The sequence below is a fragment of the Flavobacterium cheniae genome (assembly GCF_004363695.1).
GTDB lineage: Bacteria > Bacteroidota > Bacteroidia > Flavobacteriales > Flavobacteriaceae > Flavobacterium > Flavobacterium cheniae.
In genome coordinates this window covers 154,975-177,816 of sequence record NZ_SNZC01000004.1, presented here as the reverse complement: position 1 = coordinate 177,816, position 22,842 = coordinate 154,975, and the positions used below count along the sequence as shown (strand labels likewise).

The following is a 22,842-nucleotide window of genomic DNA, read 5'->3' as shown; positions in this document are numbered from 1 at the left end:
AGGTCTTTTTTTATTATAAAGTATATTTTAAACTCAGAATAACAAATCTCGGCTGTACTCTATAACTTGAAAAAGTACTAGTTCCTCCTAATTGACTAAAACTGTTAGTATCTAAAGATTTAGTATCTAACAAATTGGTTCCTGAAAGTTTCCATTCCCACTTACTATCTTTCTTTTGATACATTAAACTTGCTGTTAAGAAATCATATTCGCTATCAATTGTTTTGGCTTTATTTCTATTATGAAAATAAGAATACTCCGAAACAAATGAAAACGCATCTAAGAAGAAATATTCCAAAGTAACCGTTGGACTATCCACATAAATTATATCCGAAAAGTTGTCATTAATTGAATAATTGTAACCCAAAGTTAAATTTGGTAATGTTTTATAATTCGTTGAAAAGCTCAAACCATAACTTTGAGAATATGATTCGATTGTTTGCACTTCAGATGGATTGTTATTTGGATCCGTGTCAGCGTCAGGATAAACACGAATATTATTCGATTTAGACCAGTTTACTCCAACTCTTAAATTTGCTTTATAATATTTTGCAAACGAACGACCATAATTTCCACTTGCAGACAAACTTTCATCTGGAAAATTAGAATTCATATTTTCTGATGATGAAATTTGATTTACACCTAATAATAATGCTCTATTTTTAATAGCTTCCAGCTGTTTTGTATACGAAATATTAGCAAAAATATTCTCAAAATTAAACATGTTGTATTTAAAATAACGCAACGAATGCACTTGAGAAGTTGAATTTTCTAAAAATCTATTTCCACTAAACAAACTATTGTAGTTTGAAAACACATAACCTTGAGCTAACCTATTAATATCTGTAAAATTATTAGAAAGCGAATAATTATAAGTTAACGTTTCCGATTTTTTAATTTGCCACAGTGCGTAAACATCAGGTAAAAATCTATTAAAAGATTGCTTGTTTGACGCGCCTAATTGTTCATCGTTCATATTGTATTGATGCACACTAAATCCAGGATTAAAAGTGAATTTACCCAACATAAATTTATAGTGCACACCTAAAAACACATCATTAAATGCATAATTTACATCATTTACTGAAGTTGCATCCGTTAGATTATTCTGTGTCCCGTTGTTCAATATCTGGAAAATTGAAGAATCAAAATTTTGATATGAATAAGTGTTTCCTAAAGTCAAATTGATATTGCTTTTTGGAGTTAACATATAATAATAATCAAATTTTGAATCAACTTTATTGGTTTGCACAAAACGATTTTGAGTTATATCGTCTCGTACTCCAGCACCTTCATTAACATATCCTATTAACAAAGGAGCAAATGGCAACGTTTCTAAATTAGCATTATAAAACGGATCTTCTTTTTGATACAAGTGTTGCATTTCAAAAGCAAAAACATGCTTTTCACTTAACGTGTAATAATAGTTTAAGTTTTGATTAATAGAAAATGGATTTTGTTCTTTTCCTGTATAAATATCAGACAACAAACTTGAAAATACACTTGTATTTTCTTTTTGATCAGAAAACTTAACTAACGCATCATAATCGAAATGTACTTTTTCTGAAGGTACATAACTTGAACTTAATTTAAACAATACTTGTTTACTATCTTGTCTCGTAAAATCTTCGCGATTTTCTATTGTAGTTTCGGTTGATCCGTCAGGTAAATTATCTGTACGATTTGAAATCGTTGTAGTTTCAATTTCGGTTTTATTTCCTAACAAAATTCCAAAACCACTTAAAGTCCAAGCTTTCGATGGATTAAAACTAAAGTTAGCTGCTCCAAAAGTAGACTCAATATTAGCTGCTTGATTATTTCGAAGTCCCATAATTCCTAAGTCATTAGAAGCTACATTAAAAGATGAACCACCTTTACGCATCATATTTTTAAAACCACCTGTAAACTTGAAATAATCTTGAGCTGTTAATGGTAATTCTCCAATATTATTCACATTAGCAATTACATTTAAACTGTATTTCGGACTATAAAAAAACAACTTCGGATTGACTATGAATCGGGTGTCTTCCATTCCAACACCAATTCCAGCCATCATATCTCCAAACCAGAAATTCTTTTTCCCTTCTTTAAGTTTAATGTTTATGGCGATACTTTCTTCGTTATTTTCTAATCCTTTTAAATTAGAAACCTCGTTATAATTACGTAAAACTTGAATTTTATCTAAAGCGTCTGCAGGAATATTTTTGGTAGCTAACTTTGTATCACCGTCAAAGAAATCTTTTCCTTCTACCATTACTTTTTGAACTTTCTTACCTTCTACTTCAATTTCCCCATCTTTATTTACTTCAACACCTGGAAGCTTTTTCAAAACATCTTCCAACTTTCGTTCGGTGCCATTAGTAAACGAATCTGAATTATAAATAATCGTATCCCCTGAAACACTCACTGGCATTTCATGTACAATTTCTACTTCGTTTAGTTGAGTTCCTTCTTTTAATACCACTGGATAATTCATAGCAGTTGTTCCAGTCGTAACCGATTTTTCAAACGTTTGAAAACCAATATAGCTTACTTTAAGTGTGTAAGCCGTGCCCGCTTTTAAATTTAGGATAAATTTTCCCGTTTCATTTGTGATAGCATAAGCATCCATGGCTTTTGTTTGTTGATTAATCGCCATAATATTAGCCATTTCCAAGCCTACACCTGTAGTATCTTTAACAGTACCTTCGAAACGGATATTTTGAGAAAAGGCACTTGTAGTAAGTGCCATTATAAGGATAAAAAATATTTTTTTCATAATTCTTTTATAGAAAATTAACGTCCGCCTCCCATTCTAAATCCACCACGTTGACCACCTGGACCTGAGTTCATCTCACGCATTTCTTCCATTTTCTTTTTCACGGTTTCGTCATACTCTTTTTGAGTTATCTCTTTTCCTTTAGAAGCAGGTTTAATTTCAACCTTTTCTTTAGAATTTAAAACTAATTTAGAACACAAAATCACAGTTTTCCCATCGTTAACTTCCAAAATTAAACCTGGTAATCCCCAATAATTCTCTGGACCCTGATTCACAGGGATTTCAGGACAATACCAAGCTGTAATAGTATTTTCTTTTGGCATTTCCCAATCATCTGTAAAATTGGTTTTCTTAGCTTTTGCAGTATCTTTTACCGTTTCTGCTTTTTTATCACCTTCTTTAGCATTGTTGTTATTTCTAAATCTAAAATTTCTAAAATCAGACTCACTTACTTTCACTACTGCTGTTGCTTTGAAACAAGTATAATTTCCAATTTGCTTTGACTCCCCTTCTAATTTCCAATCGTATTTAGGTAACGAATCTTTAATTAAAAACTCTTTTCCGAAGAATTCCTTGTCTACAATATATTGTTTGTCTTTTGCGTTTTTATAGTGTGTTCCACCACCGCCCATCATCGACATCATCATTCGTCCACCACCTTGTTGACCTGGAGCATCTAATTTTTCTTCTTCTTTATAAATAGAGGCTGTTTTATCAAAATTTAAAATAAATGTTTTTTCAAACATTTTTTTCATACGCTCTTCTATTTGTTTTTGCATTTCGGGAGTAATCTCACGGTTTCCACCCATTCCTTTCATGAAATCAGCCGTACTCGTTTTAGATTCGTAAACCGCCATTCCTTGGAAATTCTGAGCATTTAGAAACCCAGAAATCATTAAAATCGAAGCAATAATTATTTTTTTCATTCTTTTCAAATGTTATAGATGTATATATAGACTACAAATAGTGCATTTTGTTACACAATTTAACTGCTATTTTTATGTTAAAGTAGTATATTAGACCCTGACTTTCAGAAATAGTTTAACGATGCTGGTAAAAAAAACACTATTTATATTAATTTTAAATTTGTTCTGCTTTTCAATGAAAGGTCAAGAACTAATTTCAACCACAAAACAAAATAGCATAAAAATAGAATGTGATGTTTTTTTAGGCTTTGACAATCAACAGAATAATTACAGCATCAAAAACAATATTTTAATCAAAAATAGCGAAACTATAACCTATCAATACAATAATTTAGGTTTAGGGAAAATCACAAGAGTAGACTTTCAAAATCCATTACAAATTGTCGTTTTCTATAAAAATTTCAACACTGTAGTCCTTTTAGACAATCAATTAAACGAAATCAAAAAAATAGATTTCAACTTAAAATCAACTCCGGTCACTTTAGAAGCTGTTGCATTGTCTTCCCAAAACCAAATTTGGATTTACGACAGTATTTCATCAAAAATTGGTTTATACAACGTAAATACAGATACTTTTAAATGGATTTCTACGATGCTTGAAAATCCGATATTACACTATGAATCCGATTACACGCATTTTTATTGGACCGATATTAATTTGAATTTGTATCGCATTTCAATCTATGGTACAATTGAAAAATTAGTAATTCTTCCAAAATTTGAAGCTATTCAACTAACAAAAAGCAACAATTTAATTTATCAAATAGAACATCAATTGTATTATTACGACTTAACTTCTAAGAGTAGCAGTAAAATAGCAATTGATGAAAAAATCATTTCAAAATTTTTCTTTAGAGATGGAATTTTGTCTATTTTTACCCAAAATGAAATTACTAATTACAAAATAATTTTACCATAATGCACATAGCAGTAGCAGGAAATATTGGAGCAGGAAAAACGACGTTAACAAGATTATTAGCGAAACATTTTAAATGGGAACCACACTTTGAGGATGTTGTGGATAATCCGTATTTGGATGATTTTTATCACCAAATGGAACGTTGGAGTTTTAATCTTCAGATTTATTTCCTAAACAGTCGTTTTCGTCAAGTATTGCAAATTCGTGAAAGTGGTAAAAACATTATTCAAGACAGAACCATTTACGAAGACGCACATATTTTTGCACCCAATCTTCACGCAATGGGATTAATGTCGAACCGAGATTTTAATAATTACACTTCACTTTTCGAATTGATGGAAAGTTTAGTAGGATCGCCCGACTTATTGATTTATTTAAGAAGTTCGATTCCAAATTTAGTAAGCCAAATTCACAAAAGAGGAAGAGATTATGAAAACTCAATTTCAATTGATTATTTAAGTCGTTTGAACGAAAGATACGAAGCTTGGATTCAAACGTATGATAAAGGTAAATTAGTCATTATTGATGTTGATAATTTTGATTTTGTAAACAATCCAGAAGATTTAGGAACCATCATTAATAGAATTGATGCCGAATTAAACGGATTATTTTAGATATATGAAACGCCTCAATTGAGGCGTTTTTTTTATTTCATTGTATCAAACAACGATTTCACCATAATATTATCAGTTGGTCGATCGGTTTTAATTATTTTAGGAATTCCTGGAATCAAATCAAAATAGTTGTCATTAAAAAAACGACCATCCGACTGCAAATACACATTTTTAGCAAAAGTATTTGTTTTAACTTCAATAAGTGTTTCACCCACAATTTTCACTTCAATAGTTGGTTGTTCTAATTGTAATTCTTTTGGTTTTACAAAATAATGATATGCTACTGTATTTTTATGATTACCACTAAATTCAATCTGCAACACCGTTTTTTCTTTTACAAATTTTGGGAAATCTGCATAGGAAATCTGCATACACGTTGTATTTTTTTCAACATCTAAAACACATTCTTTAGAAGCAGTCCAAAGTTCTTTCCCAGAAAAATCAATTAATTTTACCGTAACTATACCAGCTTTTACTTCCAAGTTATCATTACTTCCTATAATTGAAAGTCCATCTGTTTTTTCTGCTACTGCTAAAAAAATAGGCGCAAAACTTTCTTTGACTTGGTAATGAGCCGCTTTCCAATTCCCATAATAATCCAACGAACTCCATGACGTGACTGGCCAACAATCGTTAAATTGCCAATACAAAGTACCCATACAATAAGGTTTTGCCAAGCGGTGAGCTTCAATTGCGATTTTCATTCCACGAGCTTGTAACAATTGCGAAACATAAAGATAATTTTCAAAATCTTTTGGCACTACATAATCGCGCTCCATGTATTCGTTGATGGTTTCATAACCTGTTGGATGTTTTTGATGATTTTTAAAAGCTTCGGAAGTGAAATTCAAATCTTCTTTACGTATTACTTTTTGCAAGGTTTCTAAATTTGGCATGCCTTGAAAACCGTATTCGCTCATAAATCGCCCAACTTTATTCTCATAAATTTCAAACGGTTCTTTTCCCCACCAAACTCCCCAATAGTGCGAATCACCTTGAGTTAAACTTTCTTTTCGTCCCCAACCAATCGATGGCGAAGATGACCAATAAATATTTTTTTCTTTCGGAAGTAAACTATCTAAAGTTTTCGGAATCATTTCATGAAATACTTTTTTATAATCATTCCAAATTTGAGTCGAATCGGCTTTGGTATACTTAAACTGTTTTTGCCAACCCCAATTGTGCCAACCTTCGTCGTTTTCATTATTGCCACACCAAATCGCAATACTCGGATGATTTTGCAAACGATTTACGTTATCAATTACTTCTTGTTTTACATTTTGCACAAATTTTTCATTGCCCGGATACATAGAACAAGCAAACATAAAATCTTGCCAAACTAAAATTCCTTTGGCATCACAAGCTTCATAAAACGCATCTTCAAAATAGACTCCTCCACCCCAAACACGTAGCATGTTCATGTTCGCATTTTTAGCATTTTCAACCAATGAAAAATAAGTAGAATCTGAAACTCGTGGTAAAAAACTATCAGGTGGAACTATATTGGCACCTTTCATGAACACGGGTTTCCCATTTAATTTAAAATAAAAACTTTTCCCAGCTTGGTCTTTTTCCTGAATTAATTCGATAGTTCTCAAGCCAATATTTAGCTTTTTCGAATCCAAAAACTGCTTTTTCTGACTAATTTCAACAGTAAAAGGATATAAATTAGCATCACCTAATCCATTACACCACCAAAGTTTTGGATTTGCAATTTCATATTGCATTTTGATTTTGTTCTTTCCTTTTTTAAGATTGAATGTTTCCGATTTTTTATTGATTTTTAACTGAATTGTTTTGACTTTGGAAACGTAAATTTCGGTTGTGAATTCTAAAATCGCTTTTTTGTCATTCAATTCGACTTGACTGAATTTCATGTTTTCGATTTTAGCCGAATTCCAAAACTTCAATTGGACTTTTTTCCAAATTCCTGCCGTTACAAATCGTGGGCCCCAATCCCAACCAAATTGATATTGTGCTTTTCTAACAAAAACACGTTCTTTTTCGGGTAAGGTATAAGATATTTTTTTCGCTTCCTCTTTTCCTTTTTGAACCGCGGAATGAAAAACTACTTTTAAATGATTGGTTCCAATTTTCAAATGTGATTTGGCAGAAATTGTCCATTTTCGGAACATATTATCCGCTTCTAAAACTAGTTCTCCATTCAAATAAACCGATGCATAGGTGTCCAAACCCTCAAACTCCAAATCTATATTTTCGGTTTTTAACTCTTTAGTAGTAAGTATAAATTCTGTTTCATATTCCCAATTCTCATTTTCAATCCATTGCAATTGCTTTTCATTAGCTCCAAAAAACGGATCAGGAATTAATTGGTTTTGAAATAAATCGGTGTGAACGGTTCCGGGAATGGTTGCCTTGTATTTTTTTACTTCGTTTTGCTTGTTGAATGTCCAGTTTTCCGTTGACAAATTGCGATAGGAAGTTTGTCCAAAAATGAAAAAACAATTTAGACACAATATAAAAACGAAGATTTTTTTAAACATATAAGGCATGTAAGTTCATTTAAGATAGCAACTTTTTCTTCAATTGAACAATTTCCTCTGGACTAGCAATTTCACTTCCATCGGTAATGGCAGAAGAATGATACCAATTAGTATTAACCATTTCGTCTAATTCTGAAATATTAGTCGAACGCAATCCTCCACCGGGCATTATTTCGATGCGATTATTAGCTTGTTTGACTAATTGTTTTAAAACTTCTTTTCCTTCCATCACATTTGGAAAAGTTCCAGAAGTTAAAATCGTTGAAAATCCACAAAAAATAACATCTTCTAATGCTTTTTTTAAATCTGAAACCTCATCAAATGCTCTGTGAAATGTGCAAGGAAATGGTTTTGCTAATTCAACTAAGACTTTATTTTGTTCGATATTAATCGTATTATCATCCTTCAAAATTCCAAAAACAAATCCGTTGACTCCAAGTTTTTTGATGGTCTCGATTTCCGATTTTATTTGTTCAAATTCTGCTTCTGAGTAAACGAAATTTCCTCCTCTTAGACGAATCATTACGTATAAATCGATGTTCAAATTTTCGCGAGCTTGTTGAATGATTTCAATAGAAGGTGTTGTTCCACCAACTGACATGTCTGCACATAATTCCACTCTGTCAGCTCCAGCATTTTGTGCTATTAGAGCAGATTCAAGGTTAAAACAAGCGATTTCTATTTTTTTATTCTGGAACATAAGTCATGAATATTAGCCACGGATTACACAAATTCTCACGGATTAAATAATCCTTAAAATCCTTTAATCTGTGGCGAAAAATTATTTCAAAAAGTAATTCGCATCGATTAATTTATTTCCGGTTACATCGTGAACAGCATAATTGAAACCACCTTGTACACAATAAGAACCAAATTCACCTTTTTTATTCAAGGCAATGAACCCAACTTGGATATCTTTTAGATTTTTTCCTCGATTTTGAGTCAGTTTTACAATTCGCATCACGGCTTCTTCACAAGCCTTTTGTGGCGATTTTCCTTGACGCATTAATTCTACTACTAAATGACAACCTGTAATTCGGATTACTTCTTCGCCGTGACCTGTTGCTGTTGCTGCACCAATTTCGTTATCTACATATAAACCAGCACCAATAATTGGGGAATCTCCTACTCGTCCGTGCATTTTAAATGCCATACCACTTGTAGTACATGCGCCAGACAAATTCCCTTGAGCATCTAAAGCAATCATTCCGATGGTATCGTGATTTTCGATATTTGCTTTTGGTAAATATTCACTCGTTTTTAGCCATTCTTTCCATTCTTTTTCGGAAGCTTCAACTAACAAATTTTCTTTTTTGAATCCTTGTGCAATGGCAAACTGCAAAGCGCCTTCACCTACCAACATCACATGAGGCGTTTTTTCCATCACCATTCTTGCTACGGAAATAGGATGTTTGATGTGTTCCAAACAAGCCACCGAACCGATATTCGAAAATTCGTCCATGATACAAGCGTCTAATGTTACGCGACCATCTCTATCCGGACGACCGCCGTAACCTACACTTCTCTCATTTGGATCGCCTTCTGGAATTTTCACTCCTGCTTCAACTGCATCTAAAGCGCGACCTTTATTTTTAAGTACTTCCCAAGCAGCTTCGTTAGCTTGTAAACCGAAATTCCATGTAGAAAGTACGATTGGTTTGTTTGTTTTTCCTGAATTAATTTCAACTTCCGTTTCATCCGATTTGGAATGAAACGATTGAAATGCCACGCCAGCAGTTGCTAAAGCGGTCGTTTTTAAAAAATTTCTTCTGTTTGTCATTATTCTACACTTATTTCGTCTACAAATAACCAACTGTTGGAACCGGCTCCAGGTTTTCCATCTGCTATGATTCCGTTGTTTTCTGCAATGACTTTTATAAATTGAACGTTTTGTTTGTCGAATTTAACTACGATTTTTCCTTTATTTTCATCAATTTCTTTGGAAGAAATAATCGTAATTGGAATATAATTTTCACCATCTTTTGAAACTAAAATTCCAATGCTTTTTGGATAATAAATCCAACTTCCTTCTGATAAAAGTGTATTGATACTGATTTTTGAAATCATTTCTGTTTTTCCTAAATCGATAGTAGCATTCATATCTTTTCCCCAGAAACCTAACCAATCTCTTCCAAATTTAGAAGTATTTCCTTTCATGCCATCCACCAAAGTAAAAGGACCTCCAATTCCATAATTTTCGTGAGGTTGATGTACCAATTCAATCTTTTTTCCAGTTGACTTTGTGATGAAAAACGGTTGCTCGATGGTGGCACTTTTAGCCTTACCGTTTTCAAAATAAGCCGCTTTTATGGTTTGATTTGAAGTTACTAGAATTGGTTTTTCATAAGAAATTGAATTTGCGATTGGCTCTGAACCATCAGTGGTAAATTTAATTCCGTTTGGATTTACTGATTTTAATTCGAAAGCCACACCGTTTTCAGCAGGTTGTACTTTAGAAGTTACTTCGAAAATGGCTTTGCTGTAGTTGATTCCTTTTTTATAATACATTTCAAAATGTGAAATCAGTCTTTTTTCGAATTCTTTGTATTCTTTCGGATTGGATGTTCCCCAAACAACTTCGGAAAGCGCAGCTATTCTTGGGAAAAGCATATATTCAACATGTTCTGGCGTATTGATGTATTCTGTCCAAAGATTGGCTTGAGCACCTAAAATATATTTCGATTCATCTACTGAAAGTTCCTTCGGAATGGGATTAAAAGAATATACTTTTTCCAAATTGGTATAACCTCCAAAAGCAATCGGTTCGTTTTTGGGTTCCCCTTGATAATGGTCAAAATAACAATGAGATCCCGGCGACATGACTACGAAATGTTTTTGTTTGGCTGCTGCGATTCCGCCTTCAGTACCACGCCAACTCATAACGGCTGCGTTTGGTGCTAATCCGCCTTCTAAAATTTCGTCCCAGCCGATGATTTTTCGACCTTTACTGTTGACAAATTTTTCAATTCTCTGGATAAAATAACTTTGTAATTCATGTTCGTCTTTTAGATGTTCCTCTTTAATTCTCTTTTGACAATGCGAACAACTTTTCCAGCGAACTTTTGGACATTCATCACCACCGATGTGAATGTATTCAGATGGAAATAATGCGATAACTTCGGTCAAAATATTTTCTAAAAAAGCAAACGTTTCGTCTTTTGGGCAAAAAACATCTTCTAAAACGCCCCACGTTTTTCCCACTTCAAATGGTCCGCCTGTACAAGAAAATTCAGGATAAGAAGCTAAGGCTGCTAAAGCGTGACCTGGCATTTCAATTTCTGGAACAATGGTGATGTGGCGTTCTTTGGCGTAAGCTACAATTTCTTTGATTTCTTCTTGGGTATAAAATCCGCCATAACGAATGTCGTTAAAAGTTTGATCGGTGTAATGTCCAATCATGGAGCCGTTTCGCCATGCGCCGACTTCAGTTAATTTTGGATATTTTTTGATTTCGATGCGCCAACCTTGGTCATCTGTCAAATGCCAATGAAAGGTATTCATCTTGTACATTGCTAAATAATCAATGTATTTTTTGATAAAATCTTTTGGAAAGAAATGACGAGAAACGTCTAAATGCATGCCGCGCCATTGGAATTTGGGTTGGTCGTCAATATCTAAACACGGAATTCTAATTTCATTCTTCTTTTCAAATGGAATTAACTGTAATAAAGTTTGAATTCCGTAAAAATTACCAATATCATCACATTGAGCAATTGTAATTTCGCTTTTCTCAATTCTAAGAAAATATTTTCCTTTATTTCTATTTATTGAACGATTCCCTAATGAATCAATTTCAAAAGTAACTCCTGGCATCAACATATCAAAAAATCCGATTTTACTTTTTGAATTAGAATTTAAAGAAATTTTCAACAAAAAACCTGTTCTATTATTAATTTCATTTTGAAGATACTTTGCTTCAAAAGAATTTTCATCAGCTACGATTACAGTTTCTTTATTTAAAACGAAATGTCCTTTTTTTAATTCGACTGAATTCGGCTTCGGTATTAAATTAAGAGTTTGTTGTGCAGAGCTAATTACAGAAAAGAGCAACAACAAAGTCAGTATTTTGTATTTCATTGGAGTTGTGTTTGTTTGGCTAAAATTAAATAAAAAAACCGCACATTGCTGTGCGGTTTTCATTATTTGTATAGAAAAAGATTATTTTCCTAGTTCAGCAATTTTTGCTTCTACTTCTAAATCGTCTCCTTCGAAAACTTTTTCTTCAGTAGTTTCTTTACCATCTACTTTCTTAGTAATGGTAACTGTTGCTTTTACTTTTCCGTTATCGTCTTTTACTTTTTTTACATCCATTTTGATGATTTCCTCATGTTTTCCATGGTTGCAATTTTCGTCATGAACATGTCCAGCATCTCCGATGAATTTTCCGTTTTCATCATACATTGCCATACATTTTTCTTTACATTCTTGAGAACAGCCATTGTCTTCACACATTTTAGCACATTCTTCTTTTGTCATATCAGCACATTTAGACATATCGCATTTTCCTGTATCGCAACACATCATTTCTGTTTTTGCACAACAAGCTCCTTTTTCAGTTGTAGCACCATGACCTCCTAAGATTGGAGCGATTACTAAACCAATTAAACACGTTAATTTAATTAAGATGTTCATTGATGGTCCAGAAGTATCTTTAAATGGATCTCCAACAGTATCACCAGTTACTGCTGCTTTGTGCGCATCAGAACCTTTGTATGTCATTTCACCGTTAATCATAACTCCAGCTTCGAACGATTTTTTAGCGTTATCCCAAGCACCACCAGCGTTATTTTGGAACACAGCCCAAAGTACACCTGAAACGGTAACTCCAGCCATATATCCACCTAACATTTCAGCGATTAATTGGTTGTTATCTGCGTAAACTAATTTACCTAATAATACAATTGCAATTGGGAAACCGATTGTTAAGATTCCAGGCAACATCATTTCGCGTAAAGCGGCTTTTGTAGAAATTTCAACACATTTTCCGTATTCTGGTTTTCCAGTTCCTTCCATAATTCCTGGGATTTCTTTGAACTGACGACGCACTTCGTATACCATGTCCATTGCCGCTTTTCCTACTGAATTCATTGCTAATGCAGAGAAAACTACTGGAATCATACCTCCAACAAATAACATTGCTAATACCGGCGCTTTGAAGATATTAATACCATCAATTCCTGTAAAAGTTACATAAGCTGCAAATAAAGCTAACGAAGTTAAAGCAGCAGATGCGATTGCGAAACCTTTTCCGGTTGCAGCCGTTGTGTTACCTACAGAATCTAAAATATCTGTACGAGTACGAACTTCTTTTGGTAATTCACTCATTTCAGCGATTCCACCAGCATTATCAGAGATTGGTCCAAAGGCGTCGATTGCTAACTGCATTGCAGTTGTTGCCATCATTGCAGAAGCTGCTAAAGCTACTCCGTAAAATCCTGCTAAAGCATAAGTTGACCAGATTGCAGCAGCAAATAAAATTACTGTTGGGAAAGTAGAAATCATACCTGTTGCTAAACCAGCGATTACGTTAGTTCCTGCTCCAGTTGACGATTTTTGTACGATAGCCATAACTGGTTTTGTACCTAATCCTGTGTAATATTCAGTTACTGATGAAATTGCTCCACCAACAAATAGTCCAATTAAAGATGCATAGAAAACTCTCATTGAAGAAATCTCTTGAATTCCTTCACCAAAGAATGACATTTGCATAGTTTCTGGCAACATGAAAGTAATTAAGAAAAAACAAGCAATAGCTGTTAAAGCAATAGAAACCCAGTTTCCAATGTTTAATGCTTTTTGAACTTGCGCTTCTTTAGCATCGTCGCTTGAAATTTTAACTAACATTGTTCCAATGATAGAAAATAAAATTCCGAAACCAGCGATTGCCATTGGTAATAAAATTGGTCCAATTCCGCCAAAAGCGTCATCGATTTTACCACCCATATCTTTAATTACATAATTTCCTAAAACCATTGCCGCTAATACGGTTGCTACATACGAACCGAATAAATCGGCACCCATACCTGCAACGTCTCCAACGTTATCTCCAACGTTATCTGCAATTGTAGCAGGATTACGTGGATCGTCTTCTGGAATTCCAGCTTCTACTTTTCCTACTAAGTCAGCACCTACATCGGCAGCTTTTGTATAAATACCTCCACCAACACGAGCAAACAAAGCGATAGATTCTGCTCCAAGAGAAAATCCTGCTAAAGTTTCAAGAACGATAGTCATGTCATCTGTTGATGTCCATTCTCCGTTCATAAAAAATCTAAAGAATATGATAAAGAATCCAGTTAATCCTAAAACTGCTAAACCAGCAACACCTAATCCCATTACTGTTCCACCACCAAAAGAAACTTTTAATGCTTGTGGTAAACTTGTACGAGCCGCTTGCGTAGTTCTAACATTTGTTTTTGTTGCGATTTTCATCCCAATATTACCTGCATAAGCAGAAAATATAGCTCCGAAAATAAATGCAATTACGATTAACCAATGTGTTGTTGGAACAATAAATGAAATTCCTGCAAGAACCACACTCGCTCCAAGGACGAAAAACGTTAATAATTTGTATTCTGCTTTTAAAAAGGCTAAGGCTCCTTCGTAGATGTAATCTGAAATTTCTTTCATTTTTCCATCTCCAGCATCTTGCTTAAGAACCCAAGCGCGTTTGACAGCCATAAATGCTAATCCTAATAGTGCCATGACTATTGGCACATAAATCATCATTGATTCCATAAAATATAATTTAGTTATTTTGTTTGTTTATTTTATGGTAATATTAAGAAAATAAAACAAAAAAGGCAATATTTTTAGAAAAATACTGCCTTTTTATTTATTGAGAACTAAAAAATTATTTAATACTAAACAATCCTTCTGGTTTATTTTCGATTTCGTTGAAACGATTCGTACATTTTGTCAAAATTTCTTTTGCTTCATTAACGTCTCCCCAACCTTCAACATCTACTTTTTTATTTTCTAAATCTTTATACACTTGGAAGAAGTGCTCGATTTCTTTAATTAAGTGAGGATTTACATCGCTTAAATCGTTTAATTTATTCCAAATTGGGTCAGAAACTGGTACACAAATCACTTTCTCATCTGGTCCTTTGTCGTCTGCCATGTGGAAAACACCAATGGGTTTTACTTCCATAACACAACCTGGAAATGTTGGTTCGTTTACTAAAACCAAAACATCTAATGGATCACCATCTAATGCTAACGTTTCTGGAATAAATCCGTAATCTGCTGGATACATCATTGACGAAAATAACATTCTGTCAAAACGCATTCTTTTTAATTCAAAATCGTATTCGTATTTGTTTCTACTTCCTCTTGGAATCTCAATCAATACATCAAATGTAGTAATTTTATCTGCTGTCATTTTATCTTATGTTTTTAAAACGGGTGCAAAGTTACCACTATAAAACATGAGAAACAAAAGAGTTTTGCAAAAAAAATATAGGTTTAGAAATAAAAACCGAAAGAAGCCCTTACAGCAAATTTTCTAGCATCTGGCATTTCTAAGTAACTTCCTCTCCAAGCAAAATCGACACGCAATACTTTAAAAATATTTCCAACACCTGCATGATATTCCCAGTAAATATCTTCTGGCGCAATATACGTTAAACCCGAAGCATTCAACATTACATTTTCATCAGAAACTCTTCCGTAAACACCTTTTATTCCAATGATTTCACGTAAATTTAATTTTCTTAAAAGCGGAACTCTCGAAAATAATCTTCCGTTAAAATGGTGTTCAAAATGTAAAGAAGCATATTCATCTGCCACAAAATCGTAGTAATCTAATAAGTTATAAGTGTTTTCGATTACAAACCAAGATTGATTTCCAGGAATTACCCCCATTAAACCAAGTGGTACTTCTCCGAAAATTTTTCCAGTTTCGAAAGTGGTAAATAATCGACCAAAACCACCAATCATAGCTGGTTGACGATAATAAAGTTGCAATTTTTGATAATTAAAATCACTATTCAAAACCCCTTTTAAACCGTTACTATAGCTTAGGAAAACACGAGCATAATTGAAATCTACATCCATACGATCAACACCATAACCTACGGTTTTACGTTTTGGAGTATATTCTGCTACAAAATTTATTTCTGATTGCTTTACTTCACTTTTAATTTCGGTTTGAGTCAAATCAGTGTAATAATCCAAACTAAATTCGCTTGATGCCGATTTTAATGTTCTGTACGTTAAATTCGTTTGGAAAGTAAAATTCTTTGCTGGCTCTATTTCAAATCCTAAAGTTGTAAGATTTACAGAAGTTAATTGGTTATTAACACCACTTGCAAAAAGTGCCGACGAAGCAAAACTTCTCCCTAAAACATCATTTGAAGTTGTTAAACTAACCCCCATTTGTTCCACATCGCGACGATTTCCTATGGATAAAATCAATCTTTTATTTGGATTCACCATCCATCTACCCGAAATTCCATATTTGAATTGGTTGTCTCTAAATCCGTAAGCCGTGTAACCTTGAATGCGCCACTTATCATTTGAACCAAAATAAGTTCTACCACCAGCTCTTAATCTTTGCCCTTCAACATCGTTATATCCAAAAGTTGAAAATATTGGTCCGTAGTCCATTTTCCATTTTGGAATTTCAATATAACCACTTCCCAAAATTGAGGCAAGACTGTAAATTCGTTTAAAACGCGGCACTTCTTTTAAAGTGTCGAGCATTTTGTAAATTCCAGCTTCGTTTTTATTTAAAGCTTCAAATCGATTGGCTTCCCAATATTCGTCGGGTTTGTTGAAAACAGCATTATCATAGAAATTGACTTCTTGTTTATAGAATTTATCGTCTTTCTTAACGTTGAATTTATGATTTTTAGCAAGCGTTGTTCTTTTTCCGTAAACTCCTTTCGATTCTTCTTTTTTAGAAAAACTAAAATCAGACATCATGTAATCTCTTGTCAATAAAAAAACAGAATCATTTAAAACCTCATATTCTTGCTCAATATAAATTTCTTTTACCCAGTTAATATTGGCACTTTTACTGGCTTCTAAATTAATTTTCTTAATAGCAAAAGTGGTATCGTTTACCCAGAAATCTCCTTTGAAAGTCAATTCATTTTTACGTCTTGGATAGTACACAATATTATAACACCATTTGTTATCGATGTACATACTATCATTTAAAACGTAATTATAAACATTGATTCCTGTTCTTGACAAAGGACTCACGAAATCTTTATCGAAAAACTTTAAGTAATTGTCATAGATATCGAAATCAGCATATAAATCTTTGATGAATGTATTTACTCCATCACCTGAACCAAATCCAGAATTTTTATTGGCTTTTGTAATTTCTTTTGTTTTTTTTGCTTCATTATCGCCATAAACTTCACTTAGTGTTTCATTGATAAAAATTGGCAAATAGGTTTTTCCTGAAATACTTGAAGTGTCAATTTGGTCAAAAACAAATTCCATTCCTTTAAACACTTTACTATTCATGAAAGCAGAATCGATGGTATTTAAGTCAAATTCAACTTTTTCATACTTATCATATTCGTATTGTTTAAACATTTTGAGTCCGTTCTTTCTTCTACGTTCCCAAATTTTTCGCAATATATCGATAGCTGGATTGTTCTTTTTTGACGTTTTACCTGTATAAATTACAACTTCTTTAAGCTCTGTACCCGACTTCAACTCTATTTTTAACCCCGAATTCAAACCAGGTTTTAATGAAATTTCTTTCTTTTCGAATCCCACATAAGAAACCACTAACGTGGAATAGTTTTCTTTAGATTCAAAATAGAAATTCCCATTTTCATCGGTAATTACTCCTTCTTTTGAGTTTTTAAATATAACATTTGCAAAAGCTACAGGATCACCAAATTCGTCAGTTACTTTTCCACCAACCTTGGTTTGCCCAATAACTATTGAGCTTAGAAATAAAAAGAATAATACAATTTTTGTCTTCATAGGAAAAAAAAACTTCATCAGAAAGTTACTGATGAAGTTCCAAATATAATAAGTTAATTATTATTTATACATAACTTTTTTCACAGCCTTAATTACATCTTGCGAATTAGGTAACCATTCTTTTAATAAAGTTGGTGAGTAAGGCGCCGGAGTATCTGCAGTTGTAATTCTTTGAACTGGAGCATCTAAGTAATCAAATGCTTTTTCTTGTACCATATAAGTTATCTCAGAAGCAACTGAAGCAAATGGCCAAGCTTCTTCTAAAACTACTAATCTGTTTGTTTTTTTAACCGAATTTAAAATCGCATCGTAATCCATAGGACGAACCGTTCTTAAATCGATAATTTCACAAGAAATATTTTCTTTTGCTAATTCATCAGCCGCAGCGTAAGCTTCTTTAATGATTTTACCAAATGAAACAATTGTAACATCTGTACCTTCTCTCTTGATATCAGCAACACCTAATGGAATAGTGTATTCTCCTTCTGGCACTTCACCTTTATCGCCATACATTTGTTCTGACTCCATGAAAATAACTGGATCATTATCACGAATAGCTGATTTTAATAAACCTTTAGCATCGTAAACAGAAGAAGGAACTACTACTTTTAAACCTGGAGTGTTTGCAAACCAATTTTCAAAAGCTTGTGAGTGTGTTGCACCTAACTGACCTGCAGAAGCTGTTGGACCTCTGAATACCATTGGCATTGGAAATTGTCCAGCAGACATTTGACGCATTTTTGCTGCGTTGTTGATAATTTGGTCAATTCCTACTAATGAGAAGTTGAACGTCATGAACTCTACAATAGGACGATTCCCATTCATAGCCGAACCTACAGCGATTCCTGCAAATCCTAACTCTGCGATAGGAGTATCAATTACACGTTTTGGTCCAAATTCATCTAGCATCCCTTTTGAAGCTTTATAAGCTCCATTATATTCTGCTACTTCTTCACCCATTAAATATATTGATTCGTCGCGACGCATTTCTTCGCTCATCGCTTCACAAATAGCTTCTCTAAATTGTATCGTTCTCATGAAATTAATTTCTTTTGAATTATGATTGGCAAAAGTAAGAAAAATATAATTATTCTAATTCGTTATTAAAAAAAATGGCAACACTTTCTACTAAAACGTTTTAGCGTTAAAAATATTCAATCAAAACACAAAACACAACTCCGTAATTAAACTATTCCTAAAAAAAAGCTAATTTATCTAAGAAAAACATATTTATTATGCGTGCATAGTTTTTATTTAGAAATTATTTTGTATTTTTGGGACAGAAAATATTCACTAACAAAATACATAAAAATGAAAATATTAGTTTGCATCAGTCACGTACCTGATACTACTTCAAAGATTAATTTTGTCAATGGTGACAGTGAGTTTGACACTAACGGTGTTCAATTTGTAATTAATCCTAATGATGAATTTGGTTTAACAAGAGCCATTTGGTTTAAAGAGCAACAAGGAGCAAATGTTACTGTTGTAAATGTTGGTGGAGCTGACGCTGAAGCAACTTTAAGAAAAGCATTAGCAATTGGAGCAGACGAAGCAATTCGTATTAATGCAAACCCAACAGACGGAATGTTTGTTGCAAAACAATTAGCTGAAGTTGTTAAAAACGGAGGTTATGATTTAGTAATTGCTGGAAAAGAATCGTTAGACTATAATGGTGGAATGGTTCCAGGAATGGTTGCTGGATTATTAGGTTTCAATTTCGTAAACGCTTGTGTTGGTATCGACGTAAATGGAAACGAAGCAAAAGTAACTAGAGAAATTGACGGTGGAAAAGAAACTATTTCTGCAGGTTTACCATTAATTATTGGTGGTCAAAAAGGTTTAGTAGAAGAAAAAGATTTACGTATTCCAAACATGAGAGGAATCATGATGGCAAGAACTAAAGCCTTAACTCTAGTAGAACCAACTGGCGACGCAACTACAACAAAAGCTGTTAAATTTGAAAAACCAGCTGCTAAATCAGCAGTTAAATTAGTAAATGCTGACAACTTAGATGAGTTAATTAACTTATTACATAACGAAGCGAAAGTTATCTAATTTCAAACCTAAAAATTAAAGAATCATGTCGATATTAATATATGCTGAATCAGCAGAAGGAAAAATTAAAAAAGTAGCATTCGAATTAGCTTCTTACGCAAAAAAAGTAGCTGCTTCAATGGGAACAACAGTTACCGCTGTAACTATTAACAACTCTGACAACAGTGCTTTAGCGGCTTACGGAGTAGACAAAGTATTAAACGTTTCAAACGATAAATTAAACAACTTTAGCGCAAAAGCATATGCTGATGTAATTGCTCAAGCGGCTAAAAAAGAAGGAACTCAAATTGTATTAGTTTCTTCAACTACAGATAGTTTATATTTAGCTCCACTCGTAGCGGTAGCTTTAGAAGCAGGTTATGCTTCAAATGTTGTAGCGTTACCAGAAAGCACTTCGCCTTTCCAAGTAAAAAGAACAGCTTTTTCAAACAAAGCATTCAATATTACTGAAATTTCAACTCCAGTAAAAGTATTAGGAATTGCTAAAAACTCTTTCGGATTAGTAGAAAATGCTGCTGCAATGACTGAAGAAAGCTTCGCACCATCATTAAACGATGCTGATTTCGGAATCAAAGTTGAAAACGTAGAAAAAGTAACTGGAAAAGTAACTATCGCTGATGCTGAAATCGTGGTCTCTGCAGGTCGTGGAATGAAAGGTCCAGAAAATTGGGGAATGATTGAAGAATTAGCTTCTGTTTTAGGTGCTGCAACTGCATGTTCTAAACCAGTTTCTGACATCGGATGGAGACCTCACAGTGAGCACGTTGGACAAACTGGAAAACCAGTAGCTTCTAACTTGTACATTGCAGTTGGAATCTCTGGAGCAATTCAACATATTGCAGGTATTAACTCATCAAAAGTAAAAGTAGTTATCAACACAGATCCAGAAGCACCTTTCTTTAAAGTAGCTGATTATGGAGTTGTAGGTGATGCTTTCACTGTAGTGCCTCAATTAATTGAAAAATTAAAAGCATTTAAAGCAAGCAACTCGTAACAAAATAGTTGTTTAAAAAATATATTAAATTAAAATTAGAGTTATCTTTGTTTAGATAGCTCTTTTTTTTATTTTTGGAGCGAATGGCTAACCGTTTTTCTGTTAGCCATTTTCTGACTTTGTGATGGTGTTTAAAAATCCAAATCAGACATCAAAGAAATGATAATTAACAATTTGAAATGAGTTTAGTAAAATTAACTATAAAAGGTATTTCCTATAGCCAAACGCAAAACGGAGCTTATGCCTTAATCTTAAATGAAGTGGATGGTGACCGAAAACTACCTATCGTTATCGGTGCTTTTGAAGCTCAATCTATTGCTATTGCTTTAGAAAAAGAAATCAAACCACCTCGCCCACTTACACACGATTTATTTAAAAGTTTTGCCGACCGATTTGACATCGTGGTAAAACAAGTGATTATTCATAAGTTAGTTGATGGTGTTTTCTATTCGAGTATTATTTGTGAAAGAGACAAAATCGAAGAAATTATCGACGCTAGAACTTCAGATGCTATTGCGTTAGCGTTACGCTTTAATGCTCCTATTTTTACTTACAAAAACATCTTGGACAAAGCTGGAATTTACCTAAGCATTAATCCTTCTGAAAATGCAGAAAACCAGGAAAACGATGACATTCTTTCTACTCCAGAAACTTTTGGACAAGAAGATGTAGTTGTTCCTGCTGACAGTTATTCAGGCTATTCGCTAAAAGAATTATACGAAAAATTAGACGAAGCTGTGCAAAACGAAGACTACGAAAAAGCAGCAAAAATTAGAGATGAAATCTCAAAAAAAGAATCTTAATACTTTAACTATAACAGTATGAATGTAAAATTCAGATTAACGATAATGAACTTTTTCCAGTTCTTCGTTTGGGGAGCTTGGCTTATCACAGTAGCAAATTATTGGTTTGGAACTAAAAATTGGGATGGAGCACAATTTGGAGCTATTTTTTCTACTATGGGAATTGCTTCGATTTTTATGCCAACACTTTGCGGAATTGTTGCCGACCGATGGATAAATGCTGAAAAATTATACGGAGCTCTTCATATTTTAGGAGGTTTAACACTTTTATATGTTCCACAAGTTAGCAATCCATCTGATTTCTTTTGGGTGATTTTAGTGGCAATGATTTTTTACATGCCAACCATTGCGCTTTCTAATTCTGTTGCTTACAACGCCTTGAAAAAAGGTGGTTTAGATGTGGTGAAAGACTTTCCACCTATTCGTGTTTGGGGAACTATTGGTTTCATTGTAGCGATGTGGATTACCAACTTAACCGGAAATAAAGCTTCTGAAAATCAATTTTACATTGCCGCCATTGCTGCTATTTTCTTAGGATTGTATTCCTTTACATTACCAAAATGTGAACCAGAAGGAAATACTACAGAAAACAAGTCTTTCATGGAACTTATGGGATTAAGTTCGTTTAAATTATTTGCTGATTACAAATTAGCCTTATTCTTTGTATTCAGTATGTTCCTTGGAGCTGCTTTACAATTAACCAACGCTTACGGTGATGTATTTTTAGATGACTTTAAACACGATCCAGTTTATGCCGATTCATTAGTAGTAAAATATTCGACTTTAATTATGTCGATTTCTCAAATTTCAGAAACCTTATTCATCTTGGCAATTCCATTTTTCTTAAGACGTTTCGGAATCAAACAAGTAATGTTGTTTAGTATGATTGCATGGGTTTTACGTTTCGGATTATTTGCTTACGGAAATCCTGGTGATGGATTATGGATGATTATTTTATCCTGTGTGGTTTACGGAATGGCATTTGATTTCTTTAACATTTCAGGTTCATTATTCGTAGAAACCTCAACCGATTCTAAGATTCGTTCTTCGGCTCAAGGTTTATTCATGATGATGACTAACGGTTTCGGTGCTGTTTTAGGAAGTGTTGTCAGCGGACAAATCATCAGCATGTATTTTACAGATGCTGCAACAGGAGAAAAAGACTGGCACAACATCTGGTTAACTTTTGCTGCTTATGCTTTAGTAATTGCAATTGCTTTTGCTGTTCTATTCAAGCACAAGCATAACCCAAAGGATGTAGCTAATATTACACATTAATTTTATTATTGAATAAGTTGTTGAAGATTTCAAAAAC

16 protein-coding genes are annotated in these 22,842 nt (G+C 33.4%); 6 read left to right on the top strand and 10 right to left on the bottom strand.

Annotation, left to right across the window (positions count from 1 at the left end; all coding sequences use genetic code 11):
- Positions 1-13: 13 nt before the first annotated feature.
- Entirely contained in the window at positions 14-2,758 is a 2,745-nt protein-coding gene (locus tag C8D80_RS11110; RefSeq protein WP_162845073.1) for a TonB-dependent receptor, read from the bottom strand.
- A 17-nt stretch (positions 2,759-2,775) separates the two neighbouring features.
- Positions 2,776-3,684 (bottom strand): GLPGLI family protein, encoded by a 909-nt coding sequence (locus C8D80_RS11105; RefSeq protein ID WP_133610378.1) that lies wholly within the window; start codon positions 3,682-3,684, stop codon positions 2,776-2,778.
- Between the two features lie 175 nt (positions 3,685-3,859).
- Between C8D80_RS11105 and C8D80_RS11100 the strand changes: the two genes are divergently transcribed.
- Together C8D80_RS11100 and C8D80_RS11095 are read left to right on the top strand one after the other, a co-directional pair.
- Positions 3,860-4,603 (top strand): hypothetical protein, encoded by a 744-nt coding sequence (locus tag C8D80_RS11100; RefSeq protein ID WP_133610376.1) that lies wholly within the window; start codon positions 3,860-3,862, stop codon positions 4,601-4,603.
- Positions 4,603-5,217, top strand: a complete 615-nt coding sequence (locus C8D80_RS11095; RefSeq protein WP_133610374.1) for a deoxynucleoside kinase — start codon at positions 4,603-4,605, stop codon at positions 5,215-5,217. The genes C8D80_RS11100 and C8D80_RS11095 overlap by 1 nt, the downstream gene beginning before the upstream one ends.
- A 32-nt stretch (positions 5,218-5,249) precedes the next feature.
- Here C8D80_RS11095 and C8D80_RS11090 read toward each other — a convergent pair whose 3' ends face one another.
- The 8 genes from C8D80_RS11090 to C8D80_RS11055 all read right to left on the bottom strand — a co-directional run bounded on the left by C8D80_RS11090 (position 5,250) and on the right by C8D80_RS11055 (position 18,755).
- Positions 5,250-7,646 carry a beta-mannosidase gene (locus C8D80_RS11090; RefSeq protein ID WP_133610372.1) on the bottom strand — a complete coding sequence of 799 codons (2,397 nt, stop codon included), beginning with the start codon at positions 7,644-7,646 and terminating at the stop codon, positions 5,250-5,252.
- Between the two features lie 94 nt (positions 7,647-7,740).
- A complete protein-coding gene (locus C8D80_RS11085; RefSeq protein WP_133610370.1) occupies positions 7,741-8,421 on the bottom strand; it encodes a copper homeostasis protein CutC in 681 nt (226 codons plus the stop codon).
- Between the two features lie 81 nt (positions 8,422-8,502).
- The gene (locus C8D80_RS11080) at positions 8,503-9,501 is read right to left on the bottom strand and encodes an isoaspartyl peptidase/L-asparaginase (RefSeq protein WP_199757200.1); all 999 of its coding nucleotides are present in this window, start codon (positions 9,499-9,501) and stop codon (positions 8,503-8,505) included.
- Positions 9,501-11,798 carry a glycoside hydrolase family 20 protein gene (locus C8D80_RS11075; protein ID WP_133610368.1) on the bottom strand — a complete coding sequence of 766 codons (2,298 nt, stop codon included), beginning with the start codon at positions 11,796-11,798 and terminating at the stop codon, positions 9,501-9,503. The genes C8D80_RS11080 and C8D80_RS11075 overlap by 1 nt, the downstream gene beginning before the upstream one ends.
- 81 nt (positions 11,799-11,879) lie before the next feature.
- Entirely contained in the window at positions 11,880-14,459 is a 2,580-nt protein-coding gene (locus C8D80_RS11070; protein WP_133610366.1) for a sodium-translocating pyrophosphatase, read from the bottom strand.
- A 115-nt stretch (positions 14,460-14,574) separates the two neighbouring features.
- Positions 14,575-15,105 (bottom strand): inorganic diphosphatase, encoded by a 531-nt coding sequence (locus C8D80_RS11065; protein ID WP_133610364.1) that lies wholly within the window; start codon positions 15,103-15,105, stop codon positions 14,575-14,577.
- Positions 15,106-15,188: 83 nt separating this feature from the next.
- Positions 15,189-17,672, bottom strand: a complete 2,484-nt coding sequence (locus tag C8D80_RS11060) for a DUF5686 and carboxypeptidase-like regulatory domain-containing protein (RefSeq protein ID WP_133610362.1) — start codon at positions 17,670-17,672, stop codon at positions 15,189-15,191.
- Positions 17,673-17,732: 60 nt separating this feature from the next.
- Complete coding sequence (locus tag C8D80_RS11055; protein ID WP_262709740.1) at positions 17,733-18,755, bottom strand: pyruvate dehydrogenase complex E1 component subunit beta; 1,023 nt, start codon at positions 18,753-18,755, stop codon at positions 17,733-17,735.
- Between the two features lie 228 nt (positions 18,756-18,983).
- Between C8D80_RS11055 and C8D80_RS11050 the strand changes: the two genes are divergently transcribed.
- The 4 genes from C8D80_RS11050 (at position 18,984) to C8D80_RS11035 (ending at position 22,805) form a co-directional block, all read left to right on the top strand.
- Complete coding sequence (locus tag C8D80_RS11050; protein ID WP_133610358.1) at positions 18,984-19,730, top strand: electron transfer flavoprotein subunit beta/FixA family protein; 747 nt, start codon at positions 18,984-18,986, stop codon at positions 19,728-19,730.
- Positions 19,731-19,755: 25 nt separating this feature from the next.
- Positions 19,756-20,724, top strand: coding sequence for an electron transfer flavoprotein subunit alpha/FixB family protein (locus C8D80_RS11045; RefSeq protein WP_111567341.1), 969 nt, complete (start codon positions 19,756-19,758; stop codon positions 20,722-20,724).
- A 179-nt stretch (positions 20,725-20,903) separates the two neighbouring features.
- Positions 20,904-21,527: a bifunctional nuclease family protein gene (locus C8D80_RS11040; protein WP_111567342.1), complete on the top strand. Its 624-nt coding sequence runs from the start codon at positions 20,904-20,906 to the stop codon at positions 21,525-21,527.
- Between the two features lie 18 nt (positions 21,528-21,545).
- The gene (locus C8D80_RS11035) at positions 21,546-22,805 is read left to right on the top strand and encodes a nucleoside permease (RefSeq protein WP_133610356.1); all 1,260 of its coding nucleotides are present in this window, start codon (positions 21,546-21,548) and stop codon (positions 22,803-22,805) included.
- The last annotated feature ends 37 nt before the right edge of the window (positions 22,806-22,842 follow it).

Bases quoted from the DNA above. Each gene is read 5' to 3' on its own strand.
- C8D80_RS11080 (WP_199757200.1), bottom strand. From the start codon at position 9,501: ATGACAAACAGAAGAAATTTTTTAAAAACGACCGCTTTAGCAACTGCT.
- C8D80_RS11085 (WP_133610370.1), bottom strand. From the start codon at position 8,421: ATGTTCCAGAATAAAAAAATAGAAATCGCTTGTTTTAACCTTGAATCT.
- C8D80_RS11045 (WP_111567341.1), top strand. From the start codon at position 19,756: ATGTCGATATTAATATATGCTGAATCAGCAGAAGGAAAAATTAAAAAA.
- C8D80_RS11100 (WP_133610376.1), top strand. From the start codon at position 3,860: ATGAAAGGTCAAGAACTAATTTCAACCACAAAACAAAATAGCATAAAA.
- C8D80_RS11105 (WP_133610378.1), bottom strand. From the start codon at position 3,684: ATGAAAAAAATAATTATTGCTTCGATTTTAATGATTTCTGGGTTTCTA.
- C8D80_RS11035 (WP_133610356.1), top strand. From the start codon at position 21,546: ATGAATGTAAAATTCAGATTAACGATAATGAACTTTTTCCAGTTCTTC.
- C8D80_RS11060 (WP_133610362.1), bottom strand. From the start codon at position 17,672: ATGAAGACAAAAATTGTATTATTCTTTTTATTTCTAAGCTCAATAGTT.
- C8D80_RS11040 (WP_111567342.1), top strand. From the start codon at position 20,904: ATGAGTTTAGTAAAATTAACTATAAAAGGTATTTCCTATAGCCAAACG.
- C8D80_RS11095 (WP_133610374.1), top strand. From the start codon at position 4,603: ATGCACATAGCAGTAGCAGGAAATATTGGAGCAGGAAAAACGACGTTA.
- C8D80_RS11050 (WP_133610358.1), top strand. From the start codon at position 18,984: ATGAAAATATTAGTTTGCATCAGTCACGTACCTGATACTACTTCAAAG.
- C8D80_RS11065 (WP_133610364.1), bottom strand. From the start codon at position 15,105: ATGACAGCAGATAAAATTACTACATTTGATGTATTGATTGAGATTCCA.
- C8D80_RS11075 (WP_133610368.1), bottom strand. From the start codon at position 11,798: ATGAAATACAAAATACTGACTTTGTTGTTGCTCTTTTCTGTAATTAGC.
- C8D80_RS11110 (WP_162845073.1), bottom strand. From the start codon at position 2,758: ATGAAAAAAATATTTTTTATCCTTATAATGGCACTTACTACAAGTGCC.
- C8D80_RS11070 (WP_133610366.1), bottom strand. From the start codon at position 14,459: ATGGAATCAATGATGATTTATGTGCCAATAGTCATGGCACTATTAGGA.